This window comes from Acinetobacter sp. UBA1297 (assembly GCF_002307755.1).
Taxonomy (GTDB): Bacteria; Pseudomonadota; Gammaproteobacteria; order Pseudomonadales; family Moraxellaceae; genus Acinetobacter; species Acinetobacter radioresistens.
In genome coordinates, this window is record NZ_DBUF01000001.1 from 58,597 (window position 1) to 77,728 (window position 19,132).

The window sequence follows — 19,132 nt, forward strand, 5'->3', positions numbered from 1 at the left end:
CCCCCACGCCCGAAGGCACTACCACCTCAAGGTAGCGTGTCTACCAATTCCACCACCACCGCAGCAGGTCGCATTCTAGTAGCTTCCCTAGCAAAAGAAAAGCCTTAATTTAAATTATTCACCAGTTTTCGGTGCAGTTGGTGAAGTTTCAGGCGAAACCGGTTGCGCAGGCGCACTGGTTTGTACACTTTGCAAGCTATAAGCAGCTGTAGTCTGTTTTTTTGCAAAGACTGCCAGGGTCAGGCTGGTTACAAAAAACAGTGCAGTTAAAATAGCGGTGAGCCGGGTCATGAAGTTACCAGACCCTGAAGCACCAAATACGGTTGCCGCACCACCGCCTCCAAAAGAAGCTCCGGCGTCAGCACCTTTACCATGCTGAACCAGGATCAGTCCAATCATCAAAACAGCCAGAATAATATGTATTACCAATACAAACGTATGCATGCCGAACTCCTCATTCTTTTATTTGGGCAAATGCCTGAGCAATTTTATGGAAGGACTCGGCGTTTAAGGAAGCCCCGCCAACCAGTGCCCCATTAATATCCGGACAGGCTGCCAGCTCTACTGCATTCTCAGGCTTAACACTGCCACCGTAGAGGATGGCTATATTAGAGCCAAGCGGGGTGATTTGGCAAAGTGCTTCACGAATTTTTTCATGCATGGCCTGTGCATCTGCGGCAGAGGCAGTCTTACCCGTACCAATTGCCCAGATCGGCTCATAAGCAATCATGATATTTTGCCATTGCCCGGCCTGTACAACTTCGGCAATGTCACAAATCTGTTGCAATACCACTTGTGCTGCCTGCCCTGCCTCACGCTGCTCCAGGCTTTCCCCTACACAATAAATAATTTTCAGACCGGCATTTAATGCATTTTTAATTTTTTCTTTTAAAATCTTTAGATCATCACCTAACAGTTCTCGACGCTCTGAATGGCCTATGAGCACCCAGTGAATCTGACTGTCTTTTAATAGCTCTGCACTAACTTCGCCGGTATACGCCCCAGTTCCTGCTATACGTGAGACATCTTGTGCCACTACATGCACCGGACTTGCAGCATTTCCAAGCTGCTGTTTTGCAGAGGTCAGCGCAATTGCCACAGGCGCTATCCCCAACTGACACTGCTCAGGACTGATGTACTGTTCTATAAGTAATTGCTTAAATTGTTCAATGAGTTGCTGGGCATCTGCGTGCATTGGGTTCATTTTCCAATTACCAACAACCCAAGGAATAATTGTCGAACCCGACATACTTCTAACCTTTCATCAAAAATGCACCACATTCTACACGGAATTCATCTATTTGAAGATAAATTTCGTAACTCCATTGCTGCTATTAGGCTTTTAAAGTTAAGCTTATTGTTCTGTGATATGTCCTGACGATCTATATAGAAAATTCTTCCTAAAGATAGCCATTGTTCAGGTTAAATACATGATTTCATACCAGAGCCTTTATTTAAACTGTGGTATTTTTCGGCAACAAAAGTATAATTTTACAGAGATCTATAAATCGTCGGTCATTTAAAGGCGCAATAAACAATGACAGTTAATTTTACTCCAAAGTTTTCCGGTTTTATTCGCCGTCTGGTTGAGGATAACCACGTGTCTGCTGCTGAAATGCAGAATGCGGTCGATACTGCTAAAAGAAACCGGCAGGATATCGTGCCTTATCTGATCGATCATTTTAAGCTTTCACCCTTACTGATTGCAGAATTTATCTCGATTGAGTTTGGTGAAGCTTTATTCGATTTGGCTGTTTACGATACTGTCCAGATTCCACGAGATGTAGTTGATGAGAAACTGATACTCAAGCATCGGGTCTTGCCCCTCATTAAGCGTGGTCATACTCTGTTTGTTGCTACCAGTAATCCCACCAATATTGAAGCTTTAGAAGCTATCCGGTTTAACAGTAAACTGAATATTGAAGTTGTTATTGTCGAGCATGACAAACTGCAGCGTACTATTGAGCAGAATTTTTCTGAAGAAAGCAATTTTGATTTTGGTGATGAAGAACTCAATATTGATGTTTCAACCAGCAATTTAGATGAGGACGACAGTCAAGATAATGCGCCTCAGGAAGAAGAAGCTCCAATTGTTAAATATATTAACAAGTTATTGGTAGATGCCATTCGTATTGGTGCATCAGACTTACATTTCGAGCCTTATGAAAAATATTACCGGGTACGTTACCGGGTCGATGGCGTGTTAAGACAGGTGGCAACACCACCTTTACAGCTGGCCACCCGACTGGCTTCACGTTTAAAGGTTATGTCACAGATGGATATTTCCGAAAAGCGCGTTCCCCAAGATGGCCGGATCAAATTAAAACTCTCTAAGACCAAAGCTATTGATTTCCGTGTGAACTCACTGCCTACACTATTTGGAGAAAAACTGGTTCTGCGTATTTTGGATCCGTCCAGCGCCATGCTGGGTATTGATGCATTAGGCTATGAACCCGAGCAAAAAGCCCTGTTTATAGAAGCTTTAGAAAAGCCGCAAGGTATGTTACTCATTACCGGGCCTACCGGTTCCGGTAAAACCGTATCGCTTTATACAGGCCTCAATATTTTAAACCGTGAGGATACCAATATTTCGACTGCCGAAGACCCGGTAGAAATTAATCTTGAAGGTATTAACCAGGTCAATGTGAATAATAAAGTCGGGTTAAGCTTCTCTGCCGCGCTAAAGTCATTCCTGCGTCAGGATCCAGATATTATTATGGTAGGTGAGATTCGTGACTTGGAAACAGCAGAGATTGCCATTAAAGCAGCTCAGACCGGTCACATGGTTATGTCTACCCTGCATACCAACAGCGCTCCTGAAACATTAACACGCCTAAGAAATATGGGCGTAGCAGCATTTAATATTGCCACTTCAGTTAATCTGGTCATTGCACAGCGTCTAGCTCGACGTTTATGCAACCAGTGCAAGGTACCAGCAGAGATTCCTAGAAATAGTCTGCTTGAGATGGGCTTTACCGAAGATGATCTAGCCAACCCTAATTTTCAGGTTTATCAACCTGTCGGTTGCCCGGAATGTCGTGATGGTTATCGGGGTCGTGTGGGTATCTATGAAGTAATGAAAGTTACACCGGAAATTTCAAAAATTATTATGGAAGACGGTAACGCCCTTGAAATAGCAACAACAGCAGCACGCTTGGGTTTTGATAACTTGCGTCGTTCTGGCCTAAAGAAAGTCATGCAAGGTGTAACCTCTTTACAAGAAATTAACCGTGTGACCAGTGAATAAAGTCAGCATTTAAAAATAAGGATAAAGCAATGGCAGTCAAAAAAGCACGAATGATGCCGACTTTTGCTTATGACGGCGTCGACCGTAAAGGAATTAAAGTTAAAGGGGAGCTGACAGCCAAGAATATGGCGTTGGCTAAGGTGACTTTGCGCAAGCAAGGAATAACTATCAAAACCATTCGGGAAAAACGTCGCAATATTCTAGAAGGCTTGATGAAGAAAAGGGTTTCTACACTAGATATCACTATCTTTACACGTCAGCTGGCCACCATGATGAAAGCGGGTGTTCCCCTTGTACAAGGCTTTGAAATTGTTGCTGAAGGTCTTGAAAATCCGGCTATGCGTGAAGTGGTTTTGGGTATTAAGGCTGAAGTTGAAGGGGGCAATACATTTGCCGGTGCACTGCGTAAATATCCCCAATATTTTGACAATCTGTTCTGTTCACTGGTCGAATCTGGTGAACAGTCCGGTGCACTTGAGACTATGCTCGACCGGGTGGCCATCTATAAAGAAAAGAGTGAACTCCTCAAGCAGAAAATTAAAAAAGCGATGAAATATCCCGCCACAGTTATTGTGGTTGCAGTCATTGTAACCATTATTCTGATGGTTAAGGTAGTTCCGGTATTCCAGGACCTGTTTAGCTCGTTTGGTGCAGATCTGCCTGCATTTACCCAGATGGTTGTCAATATGTCGAACTGGATGCAGAAGTACTGGTTTATTCTTATTATTGTAATTGCTGCTCTTATTTTCGGTTTTCTTGAAGCCAAAAAGCGGAGCCAGAAGTTCCGTGATGCGCTTGACAGAATGGCTCTTAAACTGCCAATTTTTGGTGATCTGGTCTATAAAGCAATTATTGCCCGTTATAGCCGTACGCTCGCAACCACATTTGCAGCCGGCGTACCACTTATTGATGCACTGGAATCTACTGCCGGTGCAACTAATAATGTAATTTATGAGCAGGCTGTCATGAAAATCCGGGAAGATGTAGCAACCGGTCAGCAGCTTCAGTTTGCTATGCGTGCCTCTAACCGTTTTCCGCCTATGGCAGTACAGATGGTTGCCATTGGAGAAGAATCGGGCGCCCTTGATGCCATGTTAGATAAAGTCGCGACACATTTTGAAAATGAAGTTGACAATGCCGTTGACGGTCTGACTTCCATGATGGAACCCCTGATTATGGCAATTCTGGGTGTATTAGTGGGTGGCCTTGTGATCGCCATGTATCTGCCAATTTTCCAGATGGGTTCAGTTGTTTAATGCAAGAATTAATCACCTTATTAAGTAATAACCCGACTGCGCTCTATATTGTGGTTGGGCTTTTCAGTCTATGTATTGGCAGTTTTTTAAATGTCGTTATTCTTCGCACTCCTAAAATGATGGAGCAGGAATGGCGCAATGAATGTCAGTTATTGCTTCATCCAGATCAGCCCCTAATTGATGAAACAAAACTCACGCTCAGCTATCCGGCTTCTACCTGTCCCAACTGTCATACGCCGATTCGCTGGTATCAGAATCTGCCTTTGGTCAGCTGGCTGCTACTCAGAGGCAAATGTGGTCAATGCCAGAATCCGATCAGTATCCGTTACCCTCTAGTTGAACTTTTAACTGCTCTGTGTTCACTTATTGTAGTAGCTGTCTATGGCCCTACCCTGCAAATGCTATTTGGTCTGTTACTGACTTGGGCATTAATTACTCTGACCTTCATCGATTTTGATACCCAACTGCTTCCAGACCGGTATACCTTGCCGCTTGCCGCCTTAGGCCTAGCTCTGAACAGTTATGCATTATATACCTCGGCAAGCTCTGCTATTTGGGGTTATGTGATTGGGTTTTTATGCTTATGGATTGTGTATTACCTGTTTAAAGTCATCACCGGCAAAGAAGGCATGGGATACGGGGACTTTAAGTTACTGGCCGCACTCGGAGCCTGGATGGGTCCTTTAATGCTGCCTTTAATTGTGCTACTTTCATCTTTAGTCGGGGCAATTATTGGTATCGTACTGCTCAAGATTCGCAAGGAAAACCAGCCTTTTGCCTTTGGTCCCTATATTGCGATTGCCGGCTGGATCGCTTTTTTATGGGGTGAGCAAATTATGAAAATTTATCTGGGAGGCTGATATGACATTTATCTTGGGGTTAACAGGAGGAATAGGCAGTGGAAAGTCAGCTGCCAGCCAGTGGTTTGAGTCTCAAGGTATACAGGTCGTAGATGCCGATGTAGTAGCACGTGAAGTGGTACAGCGTGGCCAGCCAGCACTGGCACAAATTCATGATGCCTTTGGTGACTGGGTGTTACAAGAAGATGGCGAGTTAAACCGTCGGGCATTGCGTGAACATATTTTCAAGCTACCGGAAGCGCGTCAGACTCTAGAAGGAATTACCCATCCTGCTATCCGCCAGGCGTTAATTCAGCAGCTACAGGCTGCCCAAAGTCCTTATGCCATACTGGTTTCTCCTCTTTTATTTGAAACCAATCAGCATGAACTTGCCCAGCATACACTTTTAGTCGATACCAGCGAAGATATCCAGATTATGCGTGCCTGTGCGCGTGACCAGCAGTCTGAGGACCAGATCCGTCAGATCATTGCCGCACAGATGCCTCGCTCACAAAAACAGACTCTCGCTCATGATATTGTAACCAATGATGGCCATCTGGAGCATCTATATGCTCAATTACAGCCTCTTCATCAGCTTTACCTCATCAAGGCCGAAAAGCTAAAAGCAGATTAGGAGATGCGAGAGTCTGGACCAGAACCTTTTTTCTGGTTTTCCAGCTGTGCCTGTAAAGTATCTTTGCGGAACCAACGCCATGGCTGTAAAGCTCCAAAACTCATCCCGATTAATCCAGTAAGCACAGAGAGACTTAATGATTCGCCGAGCAGTGGTATGGCAAGCAAGGCTGCAATAAAAGGTGCCAGAGTTACAATACTTCCAGTTTTAAAAGCCCCTAAACGCTCAATGGCTGCCACATAAGTCAGGGTAGCAATGATTACTACAAAAACGCCGTGGAAAAGTGTCTGGATAACCAGATGCAGAGGTTCTGGCTCACTAAGATGTTTAGGTATAAATAATAAGTAAATTGGAACATAGATAAGGGCTGACCAAATTACGACGCTCGCCATAGAGTGCCACGCAGACAGCTTCCACTGTTTGAGCAGTACAGTAAATACGCCCCACCAGATGGCACTGATAAATAGAAGGATATCTCCTATACCAAATGCATGACTGCTTGAGCGTGAAATCAGATAACTCATGACAGCTAAAGCAAGTAGCATAATGCCAAGACTTAGCCAGGTATGCTGATCAAAAGGCTGTTTAAATAAAATCCATGCTGCTACAGCAGTGGTTAGTGGAATACAACCGTTGAGAAAAATCGCGGCATGGGCAGCAGGAGCATACAAAAATGCTGTATACACTGTTAAGCAGTATCCTAAGCCGCCAATCAGTGCCAACAGAACAGACTGTCTCGTCCATAAAAATGCAGTATCTTTTTTATACAGCAGAATAGGTATGAGAATGAAAAAGGCCAGACCGAAACGTAAGGCCGTAATATCCCAAGGGCTGATATGCCACTGGGCATTTAAACGGGAGAATAAAGTGAAACCGCCCCAGATACACATGGTAATCGCCACAAACAGATAACCTTGAACCCGGGGAGTCATGCTGCATCCTTTTAATTAATCAACTTATAAACTTTTAGCATTACGCTGACGACAGGCTTCATAGAGCGCCATACCGGTCGCCACACTGACATTTAAACTTTGCAGATTTCCAGCCATCGGAATGTAAACCTTGTGGTCGCACTGTGCCTGGGTGATAGGTCTTAAACCGGTATCTTCAGCACCCATTACAATCACTATAGGTCCGGTCAGGTCACATTGCTGAAGCGGCAATGCTTGTTCGTCGAGCATGGTTCCTATTACTCGTACTTGTGAATGCTCTTTCATCTGTGCAAGCGTACGGGCCAAATTGGTAACCTGAATGAACTTGACTTTCTCCGCCCCACCGGCTGCCACTTTCCGTGCCGTCGGTGTCAGACTGGCTGAACGGTCACGTGGCACAATAACTGCCTGTACACCCATTGCTGCGGCTGTACGGATACAGGCCCCCAGGTTATGCGGATCAGTTACCTGGTCTAGGGCCAGCAATAGAACATCTGGTGTTTGTTCAAGTAACTGTTCTAGATCTTTTTCATTCAGAACCGGATGTGGACGGACAGCAGCCACAACCCCCTGATGAAAGGGCAACCCGGCCAGCTTTTCAAGACTGTCCCGGCTGGCTTTTTGCACACTAATTCCGAAAGGTTCAGCCAGTTCCAGAATCTTTTGCAAACGCTGGTCTTCACGCCCTTTTAGTGTAAACAGGGTCAGAACCCGTTCTGGCTCCAGTTCTAATAATGACTCCACTGCATGAACGCCATAATAATATTCAGGTTTTGCCATGAACGACCTCTAAGCTGGTGACTTGTGAAAAACAAAAATCCTGCAAAGTAACTTCGCAGGATCTCCTATATCAGTCTAGTGTACCTGATTTATTGCAGAATGCTTAGCCTTCTAGGTGGCAAACATAATCAAGCACATCATCAGTTTCAATTTTAAAGGTGCTGTTACCTGGTACATAAAAAGACTGACCGGCGCGGAACAGTTCAGCCTCTTCATTATTGGCAATTTTAACACGGCATTCACCAGAGATAATCTCCATACGCTCAGGCACATGGGTTTCAAAGGTAAGCGGCTGCTCTGTCGGTAAAATGACCCCCAGAGTTTTTTTAGTACCGTCTTCAAATAAAATTGTATGGCTAATACACGAACCACCAAAATAAACATTTGATTTTTTTATTACTGATACATGATCAAACTGTGCTGACATGCGTATTCTCCAGATAATGCGCATTTATATACGTTATGATTGCGGTAGTTTAATTGCGGCGGCGCAACTAATCAATTGCCGTTTCAACAGGAAAAATCAATATTTTCCATTCCTTGCCGTTCAGTTTATTCAGATCTACAGGCAGCCTTGAACCAATAGTTGAAAGTTCCAGCATAACGGTTGATGAGCGACCATTTTTTATCATTCTCTGTCTATAACTTACTATGATATTGTGTCTGCTATATTTGTTGCACTTGTGCTTATAAAGATGAAATTTTGAGTTAAACATCTAATTCATCATTACATTTTTGATCAAACCGTATTTTTCATTTTGTAATTCTAACCATCAACAATATATGACTGGTATAACAACAATGGAACACTGATCTTTGCTGGCAATATATTCTCTTAATTAGTTTTCAGTATTGTTAAAGCGAATACAGCTTTTTGCCAAGAACAGAACAACTGTATTTACAAAATTTTTATTCGCATATTTATTTTAAGATCGCGTTATCATATTTTGAATGTCTTAAAATAAAAGCCATCTTGTGACCACAACAAAACTTGACTATCTTAGACACAAACCTTTCGCAGCCTGGATGCGTTTATGCTGACACATTTAACACTGATCAATTTTGCGCTTGCTGACCATCTGGCCCTTGATATTGAACAAGGTTTTAATGTACTCACAGGCGAGACCGGTGCTGGTAAATCCTTATTACTTGATGCACTTTCTGCCTGCCTCGGTGAACGTACCGATACCAACTATGTTCGTTATGGCACAGACAAGGCCGACATTACTGCCGTCTTCAGCTACCAGCCAGATAGCCCTGAAGCAGGGTGGCTCAGTGCGCATGAGTTAAATGATGAATCAGGTGAAATACATTTACGCCGGGTAATTTTTGCTACAGGCCGCAGTAAAGCCTGGATCAATGGCCGCCCGAGCAGCCTATCTGAACTGAAAGAAATTGGACGTCTTCTGGTTCAGCTTTATAGCCAGCATAGTCAGCAGCAGCTTCTGGAACCCCCTTATCCACGCAAGTGGCTAGACCGCTACAGTAATTTTTATAATGAGACCCAGCAAGTACGTGACGCCTATAGCCAGTGGCAGAAGAATATTCGCCAGCATCAGGCTGCGCTTGAAGCACAGGCTAGCCGATTACAGCGGATCAGTACGCTGGAGCTACAGCTTGAAGAACTTGAAGATATGGTTGCTATTCACTATAAAGAAATAGAGCAGGAATTTGACCGTCTCAGCCATCATGAACATATTATGCAGGACTGCGCTTACAGCCTGAATGTACTCGATGAAGCAGAAACCAATCTTTCTCAGGAGCTCTCTTCGGTAATTCGCCGGCTGGAAACACATGCCGGGCGTAGTGAACAGCTATCCAGTATTTATAATGCATTATTAAATGCGCAAAGTGAACTAGATGAAGGAACAGCGCAGCTACGCCAGTTTATTGACCGGCAGAGCTTTGATCCAGAACGTATGGAAGAGCTGAATACCCAGCTTGAGATTTTTCATCGTTTGGCCCGTAAGTATAGAATCCAGCCAGAGCAGCTAAAAGAAGAATATGAACTCTGGCAGCAGGAACTGGAAAAACTGCAACAACTCGAAGACCCAGAAATGCTGGCCGAACAGGTTGAACGCGCTCATCAGGACTTTTTGCAGAAGGCTGAGCATCTGGACCAGATTCGACGTGAAGCCGCGATACCACTTGCCAAACAGCTGACTGAACAGGTAAAACCACTGGCCCTGCCCGAAGCTTATTTTGAATTCCGTTTTGATGCACTGGAACAGCCTACTGCAGAAGGCCTGAGCTTTATCCAGCTACTGTTTACCGCCAATAAAGGCATACCGGCCCAACCACTGGCACGGGTAGCTTCAGGAGGTGAGCTGTCACGTATTGCACTGGTAATGCAGGTGATGAATGCCGAGAAAACTGAAGCTGAGGTTCTGGTGTTTGATGAAATCGATGTCGGGATCAGCGGCGGTACTGCCGAGATTGTAGGACGACTGCTTGGCGGGCTGGCACAGCATGTACAAATTCTGTGTATTACCCATCAGGCCCAAGTGGCGGCTCAATCTGACCAGCATCTTCTGGTAAAGAAACTGCAGACTGATCCGGCCAGCAGTACCATCATTGAACTGGATGAAGATGAAAGGATTCAGGAACTGGCCCGTATGACAGGTGGCGTTGAAATTAGTAACACCACCTTGCAGCATGCCAGACAGTTGCGTCAGCTTAAATTCCAGCAGGCTTAATAGATATATTTTTTAGCAATCAGCAGCCAGTTTGAGCTCTTGATTTTTATGAAATCGCCACAATTATCTTCAATCAGCAGATTTTATATTCTAGTCTGTCCCCATTCTGCAAGCCTTGAATAGTAAGTATTTAATTCAAGGCTACATCTGACCAATAAGTTTCTGCTTTTTTTTGCTGAAAGGCACAGATGCTTACGTGCAGAGGATTGTATTCTCGACAGTAGTCACTTATAAGTGGAGAGACCATACTCTGTAATTTTATTGAAATTTATCTTTTTGCCTCAATTTTTGTTCCAGACAAAACTTTATGCTGACAATTTAGGAGAACAGCTTAGGTGACCAAACAATATTTGACGCATCGTTGTCTTATCGCTCCTCCAGAAATTGCCGATGATTTCTTTGCTCATACGGTCATCTATCTGGCTCGACATGATGAAGACGGCGCACAAGGGATTATTATCAACCGACCTGCTGGCATTCAGATCAAAGAATTGTTGAATGACCTGGAAATTGATGCAGATAATGTCCAACCTCATGATGTGCTTCAGGGCGGTCCATTGCGCCCGGAGGCAGGTTTCGTTTTACATACTGGTCAACCCGTCTGGCATTCGTCTATTGCTATTGGTGAAAACGTTTGTATCACCACCAGTAAAGATATTCTGGATGCAATTGCACACAATGAAGGAGTGGACCGTTACCAGATAGCGCTGGGTTATGCCAGTTGGAGCAAAAATCAACTTGAAGAAGAGATTGCACGCGGTGACTGGCTCATCTGTGATGCAGATATGGACCTGATTTTTAATCTGCCTTACGATGACCGCTGGGACGCTGCCTATAAAAAAATGGGCCTAGACCGTACCTGGCTAGCTTCCGAGATTGGTCATGCCTGATGCCTCTCATCCAGGCCTGATTATGGCTTTTGACTTTGGCACTCAGAAAATGGGCATGGCTATCGGACAGGCAGCTATTCAGAGTGCTAATCCCTTGACGCTCTTCCCGATGAAGGATGGAATCCCGAATTGGGAACATTTGCTGAAGATTGTCAAAGAATGGCAACCGGACCTGTTTCTGGTCGGTTTACCCTTAAACATGGATGAGAGTGAGTCAGAACTTTCTGCCCGTGCCCGCAAGTTTGCACGGCGACTGCGTCATCAGACCAACATTGAAACCCTGATGGTGGATGAGCGTCTAACGACTCGCGAAGCCCGTAGTGAACTGAGTCAGTATCAGGCTCAGGGTGGGAACCGTAAACTTGCGGCTGACAGTATTGCAGCTGCCCTGCTGATTGAAAGCTGGTATCGGGAACCAGATGGTCTTAAGCCCTGATATTTTATCTTCTATAAAAAAGAAGAGTAATACTCTTCTTTTTAATGATTTTTGCCAAGACCGGTCAAATATGATTTTTGGCTTCAATGATTCGTACTGTTGCAGTACGGCCTGATACCAGGGTTAACCGGTTTTCTGGCAATTTATCAATCATGATTTTGACCGGTACCCGCTGTGCCAGTCGCACCCAGCTAAATGTAGGGTTGACGTTGGCCAGCAGGTTAGAACTGTTGCCACGCTCACGGTCTTCAATTCCTGTTGCTATGCCCTGCACATGGCCATAAATCTTTTCCGAATCTCCCATGAGCTGTACTGTGGCTTTATCTCCCACATGTATTCTGTCAAGTTTGGTCTCTTCAAAATAACCGACCACATAGAGCTGCTGGCGGTCGACCAAGGCAGCCACTGCCTGTCCAGATTTCACGTAATTACCAGGGCGCATATCAAAATTGGATAAAGTGCCGTCTGCCGGTGCAATAACTGCTGAGCGGTGCAGGTTGAGTTCGGCCAGATGTACCTGGCTGGTGGCAGCTTCAATCAATGCTTTCTGCTGACGGATAGTGGCCTGCGCCTGCTGAATAGCAGCCTGCATCTGTTCATGTTCGGCACGCGCCTGGTCACGCACTGCGAACATCTGGTCTTGTTCCTGCTTAGAAATTGCACCATTCATTAAGCTGGCATAACGCTGTGCATTTTTCTCTGCTAGCCGGATATTGGCTTGAGACTTGATTGAGTTGGCATGTGACTGGGCTAGAGCGGCTTCAGCTTCGGCCAGCCCAGCCCTGGCTTTAGCAAGATCAGATTTAGCCTGTTCGACATCCAGTGCCTGACGGGCGACATCTATTTTAAACAAGACCTGACCTTTTTTTACCGTCTGGTTATCTTGTACCAGAACTTCTGTGACCAGTCCGGAAACATCTGAAGAAACCTGCATCACATCACCCTTCACCCGACCGTCACGGGTCCAGGGTGCAGCATTATAGTAGTTCCATAAATGTATAATGGCATAAAGAGCAACTGCCGCCACCAGCAGCAGAGATAAGGGACGAAGCAGCTTGCGCGCATCAAATGAGTTCATCACGGTCAACCTATCACCAGAGAAAATCAAGCAGAAAAATAAAGAAAGAGCCAGTGGATACAGAGCAGTAGCACTAGATACCAGCAAAGATGAAATATGCCTGGCCACATAATCCAGCCATTTGTAACCCAGCGATGGGTAAATACATCTGTAAGCTTGAGTAATCCGTAAGCCAAAATCGCCTGTATCAGCAGAATCGGAACATAAAGTCCATAAATATTGACTTCACCCATCTCAAGCTCCTGCCATAGTAAAATGTGGTTGTGTATTGCTTATCCCGATATGGCAAATACTGCACTGGATATTGTTCAGTGAAATTAGCAGTCGAAGTCGCAGCTCATTATCTTCAACATTTGTGGCAAGTAAACGTAACTCTTGGAGCTGCCGTACAAGTTCAGTGGATGGTACAGCGTTCCACAAGCCTGCCTGCTCACGTATTTCAAAATAGTGCTCGAGCTGCTGGCCCAGCTGTGCAATCTGTTTCACCAGCAGCTCATGATCAGATAACTGACCTGCCAGTTCCTGCAGCCGGCTTAAATCGACAATCGCACTACATTCAACCAGTGCTGCATTAATCGAAGAACGAATCTCAGATGACTGAACCATTTTGGTATTCAGTACACCGATTCGGTCGAGCATGCTTCTAAGATGAATCCTGAACTGGGTACCATAAGGCAATACAAGTGCTTGGCGCATGGCTTTACTATGCAGGGCCAGTATCCGTGTTGCGCTAGTTTCTGGTGACATGGCGCGTACAAAATAGATCACAATCAGTGAGACCAGAACACCCAGAATCATGGCAAAAGAGCTGTCAAAATAGGTCACTGCATCCATATTGTAAGAATTACGCAGATTTAGCCCCATCATGGTATTAATACCCAGCACCATTCCTACTGGCATCAGAGAAGGATTGGCCATCATGGATACAGAAAACAGGAACATGGGCAGAAGCACCAGTGCCAGCTCCCAAAACGCCGTAATATGTGGAAAAATACCAAAGGCATATACAAATACCAGTCCAGCCGAAACCAGACTGCCCCAGATAAAGATACGCAGCACGGGTACCGGGTTATCAAGTGCTGTCAAAATACATGCTGTTACTGCCCCCATCTGTGCCATCATGAAGCCCATGCGCCAACCAGAAAGGATCCAGAGCGCACAAACGATCAGTGTAATCAGAAAGGCGCTGATACCTCCGCGCACTGCCACGCCATAATCACGATGTAAACTCGGATAATTTGTAGTAATTGGAGTAATACTCTCAGGGATATTTTTCTCACCTGCCTGAATCAGCCCCCACAATAATTTAACCGTCCGGATATTATGAATAAAATGCCGGATGTCCATTTTTATACTGCTTAAAACGATATATTGTTCAGGGTTAACATCTCGCAGCAATTCATTGAAGTCAGCCTCGAACTCTGCAGGCAATTCAGTCAGTTGGCTCTCGGCTACAGGCTGCTTCTGATTTAGAAAATTCAGCACATGCTGCTGAAGTTTTTCCAGATACTCAGATTTTTTAAAATCAAGTTGATGAAGCTGTTCGCGCTTTTCCGACATGGCGACCAGATTGGCAATTACCATGGACATTTGATGCAGCATTTCCTGCAACTGTTTGGTCATGCCCTGCAATTCACCCTTCTCGTAAGACAAGTGCACAGCAAGTGCATGAATATCACTACTGTCACGGGTTATTCCAGCCAGCAGTTCGCTATAGTTCTGATCTGGATGCGGATTTTTCAGCAAATTACTAAACAGGTTTTCAGTATCATTCAAAAGTTTAGTGACACGCTGTCTGATGACCGAGCCAATATGTACCGGTAAAACTGTCGCTGAGACCACAGCATGGGCAATCACCCCGATTGAAATTTCCAGTACCCGAGCCAAAGCCAGATCAAAGATGTTATAGCTGTCTATATAACCAATCGCATTACATACGATCATGGCAGTAGAATAACCGGCCAGCATAAATACATAACTGCGCGGTGTACGGTCCAAAAGAGAAATATAAAGTGCAAAACCGACCCATAGCGCCAGTACAACAGAAAATAGCCACGGTGTATTGATCAGGGGTGGAGTCAATAGCAATGCGATTATCGCCCCTGCAACCGTTCCGATAAGCCGATATACACATTTGGAAGAGACCATGCCTGAGAATGGACTGGCAATAATCATCACTGTACCAATTGACCACATCGGGTTAATCAGATCCAGACGAAAAGATACAAATAGAGCCAGCATGCCGGCAATAAAAGTTTTAAGCGCAAAAGTCAGTTCCATCCGGCCCGGACGAAAGGCCAAGATTTGTTTAAATAGCATGTGGTATCTCGAAAATAGAAATCCGTTTTAAGGCGTACTTCCAAGTCAACATCAACTTACCTAGACCTGCCAAATATCGCACATAGCAGGACCCTAGCTTTTAAGCCCTGATATAGATATTGCAGCAGTCAACACATCTCCGTTTTAAAAGCAGGATCAATGTTCAGGTAAGTTTTCTTTCAGACGAAAGAAAAGGAGAGAATAAACAGCACTTATTTTAATCTTGATAGTTTCTAAATAAGATACTTAATGTGAGTATTTTTTCAAATAAACAAAAAATAGTCAATAAAGTATCTTATTATGATAATAAATAAATTATTTTGATTACTAGTCATTCCTTAAGCTTACTTTAATAGGCCAAGTTTTCCAGCCTGAAAATATATTCACCAGTCTCTACAATTTGTTATAAAGGTAATAGCTCATCATTAAGATTTTGGACAACAGTAGGTATACATGGCACTTTCTAGTTTTGGCAAGATTCTGACGGTTCTTGATTTATTTTCAGTTTCACGGCCTGTCATCAATGTTGACATTATCTGTGAGGAACTCGGCCTGTCCAAACCGACCAGTTATCGTTACCTCAAGGAACTGGTTTCTTCAGACATTTTGCAGCGTATTAGTGGCACATCAGGTGATTATACGCTGGGTTCAAAAATTGCTGTACTGGACTATATTTCACGTACAACTGATCCTGTAGTACAGGCCAGCAGTCCGTTTATGAGTGAAATTGCAGAACGCACCGAATTGTGCTGTCTGCTCACTCACCTTAATCAGGATTACTGTATTGATGTGCATCATGAGGTTTTCCGTAATACCGACCTGCTGTCCTATGGTCGTGGTTGTCCACGTCCGGTATACGTCGGGTCTTCTCCTAAGGTTATCTTGGCACATCTGCCAAAACAGCGTCTCCATAATTATTATGAACGCTTTGCTACCCAGCTCTCTGAAGTCGGATTTGCGCAGGACCTGGAAAGCTTTATGCAGCAGATGAAAAAAATTAAAAAACAGGGCTATTATTTTTCTCAGGGCGAGCTCGACCCACGGGTATCCGGTTTGTCTGTACCCATCCGGTTTTCTTCTAAAGAAGCGCCTATGGCATTAACTGTACTGGCTTCAAGAAGCCGCTTTGAGTTTATTAACGTCAGTAAACTGATTGAGACATTGAAGGAAAATGCTGCACAAATCGAGAAGAAATTTTCTGTTATTTCAGAAGAAGGGAACTGATCTATTAAGTAATAATCTATACGATAATTTACATAAATTACTCGAAGAGATTTCTTGTAATTTTAAATAAATTCTCATATGATGATTTTGTTCTTCAGTAATTGCCAAAAGTGTTCCATGACATTACTGTTCTGTTTTTTCGAAAACAGCTCCTCTGAATAAAACAGCCCATGTCCTCCACACATGGGCTGTTTTATTTTATTGTCTCTGCTGGTCTGCCCTGCTTTTTAGCCCTCTGGCCAGAAATACCGAAATGTAAGATTAATACGGGGTTCCTGTACCCGAGTGCTTTTCATTAAGGCATGTTTCCAGAAATGCTGGGTTTCATCGCGCATTAACAGCAATTGTCCATGCTGTAATAAGACCTCTATCTTGTCATTTTGGGTTTTATGCCTAAAACAGAATTTACGGGTTGCCCCCAGGCTGACTGAAGCAATCACCGGATTTTGACCTAGAGTTTTTTCATCATCACTATGCCAGCCCATGCCTTGGCTGCCATCTTGGTACAAGTTGGCCAGACATGAGTTAAACTGTTGGCCCGTCAGTTTTTCAATATACTGTTTAAGTTTCCAGAGTCTGTCATCCCATATATGTCCTTTTCGTGTAATACCTGAATAGCGGTATTCAAATTTTTTATCACCATACCAAGCAATCATACGGCTGGTTCGTATATGCTTGCCATAAAGGATAACTTCATCATGCTGCCAGGCCAGCTGTTGTAGAAAATATTGCAGATAGGCTGTTGCGTCTGTCTCGGTCAGTATCTGACCATAATCTTTAACAGAGCCGTCATAAGGCAGCAAATTTGATCGGGGCTGGGCCGCAAAGAGCTCAAGGTTCATTACTGCTCCGGACAGATCAGGGTAATACTTATTCTAAACATAGTTTTATCACTTTGCTCAATTCACAAATTGTCACAGAGCGGTGGGTTGAGCCGATATATTTAAATCCTTAGACTGAATTTAGAACTTAAGAACAAGAACGACTTGCATGAATTTATGGCATTTATTTAAAAAGATCTCCCCTTTTGTCAGGCCGTACCGTCTGCTGGTTATGGCAACACTGGGCTTGACGCTAATCGGTGCATTTACGGCCCAGGTCAATGCACTGACCTTGCAGTATGCAGTCGACAGTATTAACCGTCTGGTCGAAGCTGGTCAGGGACTAAATGCAGGCTGGCATATTCTGGTTACCATTAGTGTAATTCTGCTGGGGAAGGAAATTATTAGTGCACTGGTTTCCTTTGGCCAAAAATTTTATGGTGAAAAACTTAGAATTCTGGTGTCACAAGACTTGGCCCAAGGCATTATTGAAAAATTTTTGACATACCGGCTAGCTTTTTTTAACCAAGAAAATAATCAGGCAGGCAAATTACAGACCCGAATTGACCGCGGAATCGGGTCTTTGACCCGACTGGTACAGATTTTTTTTATTGATATCTTGCCTCTATTTACCAGTGCAATTGTCGCGCTTGGTCTCATGTTTTATGCCAATGTCTGGGTAGGACTTGTAGCCCTGTGTATCGTACCGGTATATTTCTGGCTAACCTACAAACAAGCCCAGAAGCTGGGAGGATGGCGGCGCAACCTGCGCGATGGAAGAGAAAAAAAGAGTCAGGGCATTTTGAGTATTATTAACTCAATTACCGTAATTAAATCTTTTAATCGCGAGTCGATAGAAGCAGAGAAACAGCTCAAGCTACAAAAAGAACTGACCCAAAACCAGATGCGTACCCGTCAGACCAGCTTTTTGTTTGATGGCATGAAAACCTTTATTGAACAGATCGGTATTGTTCTGATCATTATTCTGACTGCGTATTTTGTTCTGTCCGGCCAGATGAGTATAGGGATGATCATGTATCACGTACTACTCTTCAATAACGTTTCTGCCCCTATTCGCTCGTTGCACCGTATTTATGATGAAGTTAATGATGCCATGATTTATTCAGAGAGTTTTTTCCAGATTCTGGAGGCTGATGATGAAATTGAATCAAGCGGTACACGCAAGCCGGTTATTCAGGGCCAGTTCGAGCTAGAAAATGTTGATTTTTATTATCCAAATGGACATCATGCTCTCAAGAATATAAATGTGCAGATTCAACCCAACCGTATTACTGCACTGGTAGGCCTGTCTGGTGCCGGAAAATCCACTCTTATCAGTCTGCTGGATAAATTTTATCTTCCAGCCTCAGGTAAACTCTACCTCGACGGAGTTCCAATTGAAGAGATTGATACGGCCTATCTGCGTGACCATATTGGTCTAGTGCTGCAAAAAAACCACATTTTTCAGGGTTCAATTCTTGAAAATATTCGTTATGGTAAGACTGATGCATCGCTGGATGAAGTCATCGAAGCGGCACGGAAAGCATCTATCCATGAGCAGATCATGCAGTTGCAACATAGCTATGAGACGGATGCCCTGATGCTTTCTGGTGGTCAGCAGCAGCGCATTGCCTTGGCACGGATGTTCCTTAAAGATCCACCGATTATTTTTCTGGATGAGCCCACTGCAAGTCTGGACGCGATTGCTTCCGAGCAGATCAAGCAGAGCCTAGACAAGATCAAGCAGGGACGGACGGTTATCATTATTTCACATAGCCTGTCGCAGATCATTGACGCCGACTATACGTATGTCATGAAAGAGGGACGAATTGTCGAGCACGGCGAACATGATGCACTTTATCATCAGGACGGAGTTTATAAGGAAATTTTCAATGCCATGGCGAAAAGCCTAAATATTGAAAAAATTGCCAAGACTTTTGGTGAAGAGGCTGAGGAAGAAACGCACAGTTAAGGCCTGTA

19 protein-coding genes are annotated in these 19,132 nt (G+C 44.1%); 9 read left to right on the forward strand and 10 right to left on the reverse strand.

The annotated features are described in order from the left end of the window. Positions 1-114: 114 nt before the first annotated feature. A complete protein-coding gene (secG, locus tag B3R63_RS00230; RefSeq protein WP_046206287.1) occupies positions 115-444 on the reverse strand; it encodes a preprotein translocase subunit SecG in 330 nt (109 codons plus the stop codon). 10 nt (positions 445-454) lie between these two features. Then, a complete protein-coding gene (gene tpiA / locus B3R63_RS00235) occupies positions 455-1,249 on the reverse strand; it encodes a triose-phosphate isomerase (protein ID WP_286727462.1) in 795 nt (264 codons plus the stop codon). Between the two features lie 288 nt (positions 1,250-1,537). Here tpiA and pilB point away from each other — a divergent pair, with 288 nt between their 5' ends. The 4 genes from pilB to coaE are packed head-to-tail and all read left to right on the forward strand — an operon-like array spanning position 1,538 to position 5,976. Next, positions 1,538-3,247: a type IV-A pilus assembly ATPase PilB gene (pilB, locus tag B3R63_RS00240; protein ID WP_286727463.1), complete on the forward strand. Its 1,710-nt coding sequence runs from the start codon at positions 1,538-1,540 to the stop codon at positions 3,245-3,247. Between the two features lie 29 nt (positions 3,248-3,276). Then, the gene (locus B3R63_RS00245) at positions 3,277-4,503 is read left to right on the forward strand and encodes a type II secretion system F family protein (protein WP_286727464.1); all 1,227 of its coding nucleotides are present in this window, start codon (positions 3,277-3,279) and stop codon (positions 4,501-4,503) included. After that, on the forward strand, positions 4,503-5,363 hold the full coding sequence (locus B3R63_RS00250) for a prepilin peptidase (RefSeq protein WP_005016989.1): 861 nt from the start codon (positions 4,503-4,505) through the stop codon (positions 5,361-5,363). The genes B3R63_RS00245 and B3R63_RS00250 overlap by 1 nt, the downstream gene beginning before the upstream one ends. A 1-nt stretch (position 5,364) precedes the next feature. Further along, the gene (gene coaE / locus B3R63_RS00255; RefSeq protein ID WP_034683446.1) at positions 5,365-5,976 is read left to right on the forward strand and encodes a dephospho-CoA kinase; all 612 of its coding nucleotides are present in this window, start codon (positions 5,365-5,367) and stop codon (positions 5,974-5,976) included. Here the strand turns inward: coaE and B3R63_RS00260 are convergent. The 4 genes from B3R63_RS00260 to B3R63_RS00275 all read right to left on the reverse strand — a co-directional run bounded on the left by B3R63_RS00260 (position 5,973) and on the right by B3R63_RS00275 (position 8,320). Beyond that, positions 5,973-6,908, reverse strand: coding sequence for a DMT family transporter (locus B3R63_RS00260; protein ID WP_286727465.1), 936 nt, complete (start codon positions 6,906-6,908; stop codon positions 5,973-5,975). The two genes, coaE and B3R63_RS00260, sit on opposite strands and share 4 nt — an antisense overlap. A 24-nt stretch (positions 6,909-6,932) precedes the next feature. Continuing rightward, positions 6,933-7,688 carry a 23S rRNA (guanosine(2251)-2'-O)-methyltransferase RlmB gene (rlmB, locus tag B3R63_RS00265; RefSeq protein WP_017400663.1) on the reverse strand — a complete coding sequence of 252 codons (756 nt, stop codon included), beginning with the start codon at positions 7,686-7,688 and terminating at the stop codon, positions 6,933-6,935. 103 nt (positions 7,689-7,791) lie between these two features. Then, entirely contained in the window at positions 7,792-8,115 is a 324-nt protein-coding gene (locus tag B3R63_RS00270; protein ID WP_005016998.1) for a pyrimidine/purine nucleoside phosphorylase, read from the reverse strand. Between the two features lie 67 nt (positions 8,116-8,182). After that, complete coding sequence (locus B3R63_RS00275; RefSeq protein ID WP_286727467.1) at positions 8,183-8,320, reverse strand: hypothetical protein; 138 nt, start codon at positions 8,318-8,320, stop codon at positions 8,183-8,185. Positions 8,321-8,722: 402 nt separating this feature from the next. Between B3R63_RS00275 and recN the strand changes: the two genes are divergently transcribed. The 3 genes from recN (at position 8,723) to ruvX (ending at position 11,710) form a co-directional block, all read left to right on the forward strand. Continuing rightward, positions 8,723-10,384, forward strand: coding sequence for a DNA repair protein RecN (gene recN / locus B3R63_RS00280; RefSeq protein ID WP_286727468.1), 1,662 nt, complete (start codon positions 8,723-8,725; stop codon positions 10,382-10,384). Between the two features lie 335 nt (positions 10,385-10,719). Next, on the forward strand, positions 10,720-11,274 hold the full coding sequence (locus B3R63_RS00285) for a YqgE/AlgH family protein (protein WP_005017002.1): 555 nt from the start codon (positions 10,720-10,722) through the stop codon (positions 11,272-11,274). Next, positions 11,267-11,710, forward strand: a complete 444-nt coding sequence (ruvX, locus tag B3R63_RS00290; protein WP_005017006.1) for a Holliday junction resolvase RuvX — start codon at positions 11,267-11,269, stop codon at positions 11,708-11,710. The genes B3R63_RS00285 and ruvX overlap by 8 nt, the downstream gene beginning before the upstream one ends. A 64-nt stretch (positions 11,711-11,774) precedes the next feature. On the opposite strand, the gene B3R63_RS00295 is transcribed toward ruvX, so the two are convergent. The 3 genes from B3R63_RS00295 to B3R63_RS00305 are packed head-to-tail and all read right to left on the reverse strand — an operon-like array spanning position 11,775 to position 15,107. After that, positions 11,775-12,788 carry an HlyD family secretion protein gene (locus tag B3R63_RS00295; protein ID WP_286727505.1) on the reverse strand — a complete coding sequence of 338 codons (1,014 nt, stop codon included), beginning with the start codon at positions 12,786-12,788 and terminating at the stop codon, positions 11,775-11,777. Positions 12,789-12,814: 26 nt separating this feature from the next. Then, positions 12,815-13,021, reverse strand: a complete 207-nt coding sequence (locus B3R63_RS00300; protein WP_005017009.1) for a DUF1656 domain-containing protein — start codon at positions 13,019-13,021, stop codon at positions 12,815-12,817. 1 nt (position 13,022) lies between these two features. Then, entirely contained in the window at positions 13,023-15,107 is a 2,085-nt protein-coding gene (locus tag B3R63_RS00305) for an FUSC family protein (protein WP_286727469.1), read from the reverse strand. A gap of 453 nt (positions 15,108-15,560) precedes the next feature. Here B3R63_RS00305 and B3R63_RS00310 point away from each other — a divergent pair, with 453 nt between their 5' ends. After that, a complete protein-coding gene (locus B3R63_RS00310) occupies positions 15,561-16,331 on the forward strand; it encodes an IclR family transcriptional regulator (RefSeq protein WP_005404539.1) in 771 nt (256 codons plus the stop codon). 227 nt (positions 16,332-16,558) lie between these two features. On the opposite strand, the gene B3R63_RS00315 is transcribed toward B3R63_RS00310, so the two are convergent. Continuing rightward, positions 16,559-17,173 carry an alpha-ketoglutarate-dependent dioxygenase AlkB family protein gene (locus tag B3R63_RS00315; RefSeq protein ID WP_265768880.1) on the reverse strand — a complete coding sequence of 205 codons (615 nt, stop codon included), beginning with the start codon at positions 17,171-17,173 and terminating at the stop codon, positions 16,559-16,561. A gap of 148 nt (positions 17,174-17,321) precedes the next feature. On the opposite strand from B3R63_RS00315, the gene B3R63_RS00320 reads away from it, so the two are divergent. Then, positions 17,322-19,124: an ABC transporter ATP-binding protein gene (locus B3R63_RS00320; RefSeq protein ID WP_286727471.1), complete on the forward strand. Its 1,803-nt coding sequence runs from the start codon at positions 17,322-17,324 to the stop codon at positions 19,122-19,124. The last annotated feature ends 8 nt before the right edge of the window (positions 19,125-19,132 follow it).

What these genes read in the sequence shown, in the direction of transcription:
- secG (WP_046206287.1), bottom strand. Translation starts at nt 444, where the DNA reads ATGCATACGTTTGTATTGGTAATACATATTATTCTGGCTGTTTTGATG.
- tpiA (WP_286727462.1), bottom strand. Translation starts at nt 1,249, where the DNA reads ATGTCGGGTTCGACAATTATTCCTTGGGTTGTTGGTAATTGGAAAATG.
- pilB (WP_286727463.1), top strand. Translation starts at nt 1,538, where the DNA reads ATGACAGTTAATTTTACTCCAAAGTTTTCCGGTTTTATTCGCCGTCTG.
- B3R63_RS00245 (WP_286727464.1), top strand. Translation starts at nt 3,277, where the DNA reads ATGGCAGTCAAAAAAGCACGAATGATGCCGACTTTTGCTTATGACGGC.
- B3R63_RS00250 (WP_005016989.1), top strand. Translation starts at nt 4,503, where the DNA reads ATGCAAGAATTAATCACCTTATTAAGTAATAACCCGACTGCGCTCTAT.
- coaE (WP_034683446.1), top strand. Translation starts at nt 5,365, where the DNA reads ATGACATTTATCTTGGGGTTAACAGGAGGAATAGGCAGTGGAAAGTCA.
- B3R63_RS00260 (WP_286727465.1), bottom strand. Translation starts at nt 6,908, where the DNA reads ATGACTCCCCGGGTTCAAGGTTATCTGTTTGTGGCGATTACCATGTGT.
- rlmB (WP_017400663.1), bottom strand. Translation starts at nt 7,688, where the DNA reads ATGGCAAAACCTGAATATTATTATGGCGTTCATGCAGTGGAGTCATTA.
- B3R63_RS00270 (WP_005016998.1), bottom strand. Translation starts at nt 8,115, where the DNA reads ATGTCAGCACAGTTTGATCATGTATCAGTAATAAAAAAATCAAATGTT.
- B3R63_RS00275 (WP_286727467.1), bottom strand. Translation starts at nt 8,320, where the DNA reads ATGATAAAAAATGGTCGCTCATCAACCGTTATGCTGGAACTTTCAACT.
- recN (WP_286727468.1), top strand. Translation starts at nt 8,723, where the DNA reads ATGCTGACACATTTAACACTGATCAATTTTGCGCTTGCTGACCATCTG.
- ruvX (WP_005017006.1), top strand. Translation starts at nt 11,267, where the DNA reads ATGCCTGATGCCTCTCATCCAGGCCTGATTATGGCTTTTGACTTTGGC.
- B3R63_RS00295 (WP_286727505.1), bottom strand. Translation starts at nt 12,788, where the DNA reads ATGAACTCATTTGATGCGCGCAAGCTGCTTCGTCCCTTATCTCTGCTG.
- B3R63_RS00300 (WP_005017009.1), bottom strand. Translation starts at nt 13,021, where the DNA reads ATGGGTGAAGTCAATATTTATGGACTTTATGTTCCGATTCTGCTGATA.
- B3R63_RS00305 (WP_286727469.1), bottom strand. Translation starts at nt 15,107, where the DNA reads ATGCTATTTAAACAAATCTTGGCCTTTCGTCCGGGCCGGATGGAACTG.
- B3R63_RS00310 (WP_005404539.1), top strand. Translation starts at nt 15,561, where the DNA reads ATGGCACTTTCTAGTTTTGGCAAGATTCTGACGGTTCTTGATTTATTT.
- B3R63_RS00315 (WP_265768880.1), bottom strand. Translation starts at nt 17,173, where the DNA reads ATGAACCTTGAGCTCTTTGCGGCCCAGCCCCGATCAAATTTGCTGCCT.
- B3R63_RS00320 (WP_286727471.1), top strand. Translation starts at nt 17,322, where the DNA reads ATGAATTTATGGCATTTATTTAAAAAGATCTCCCCTTTTGTCAGGCCG.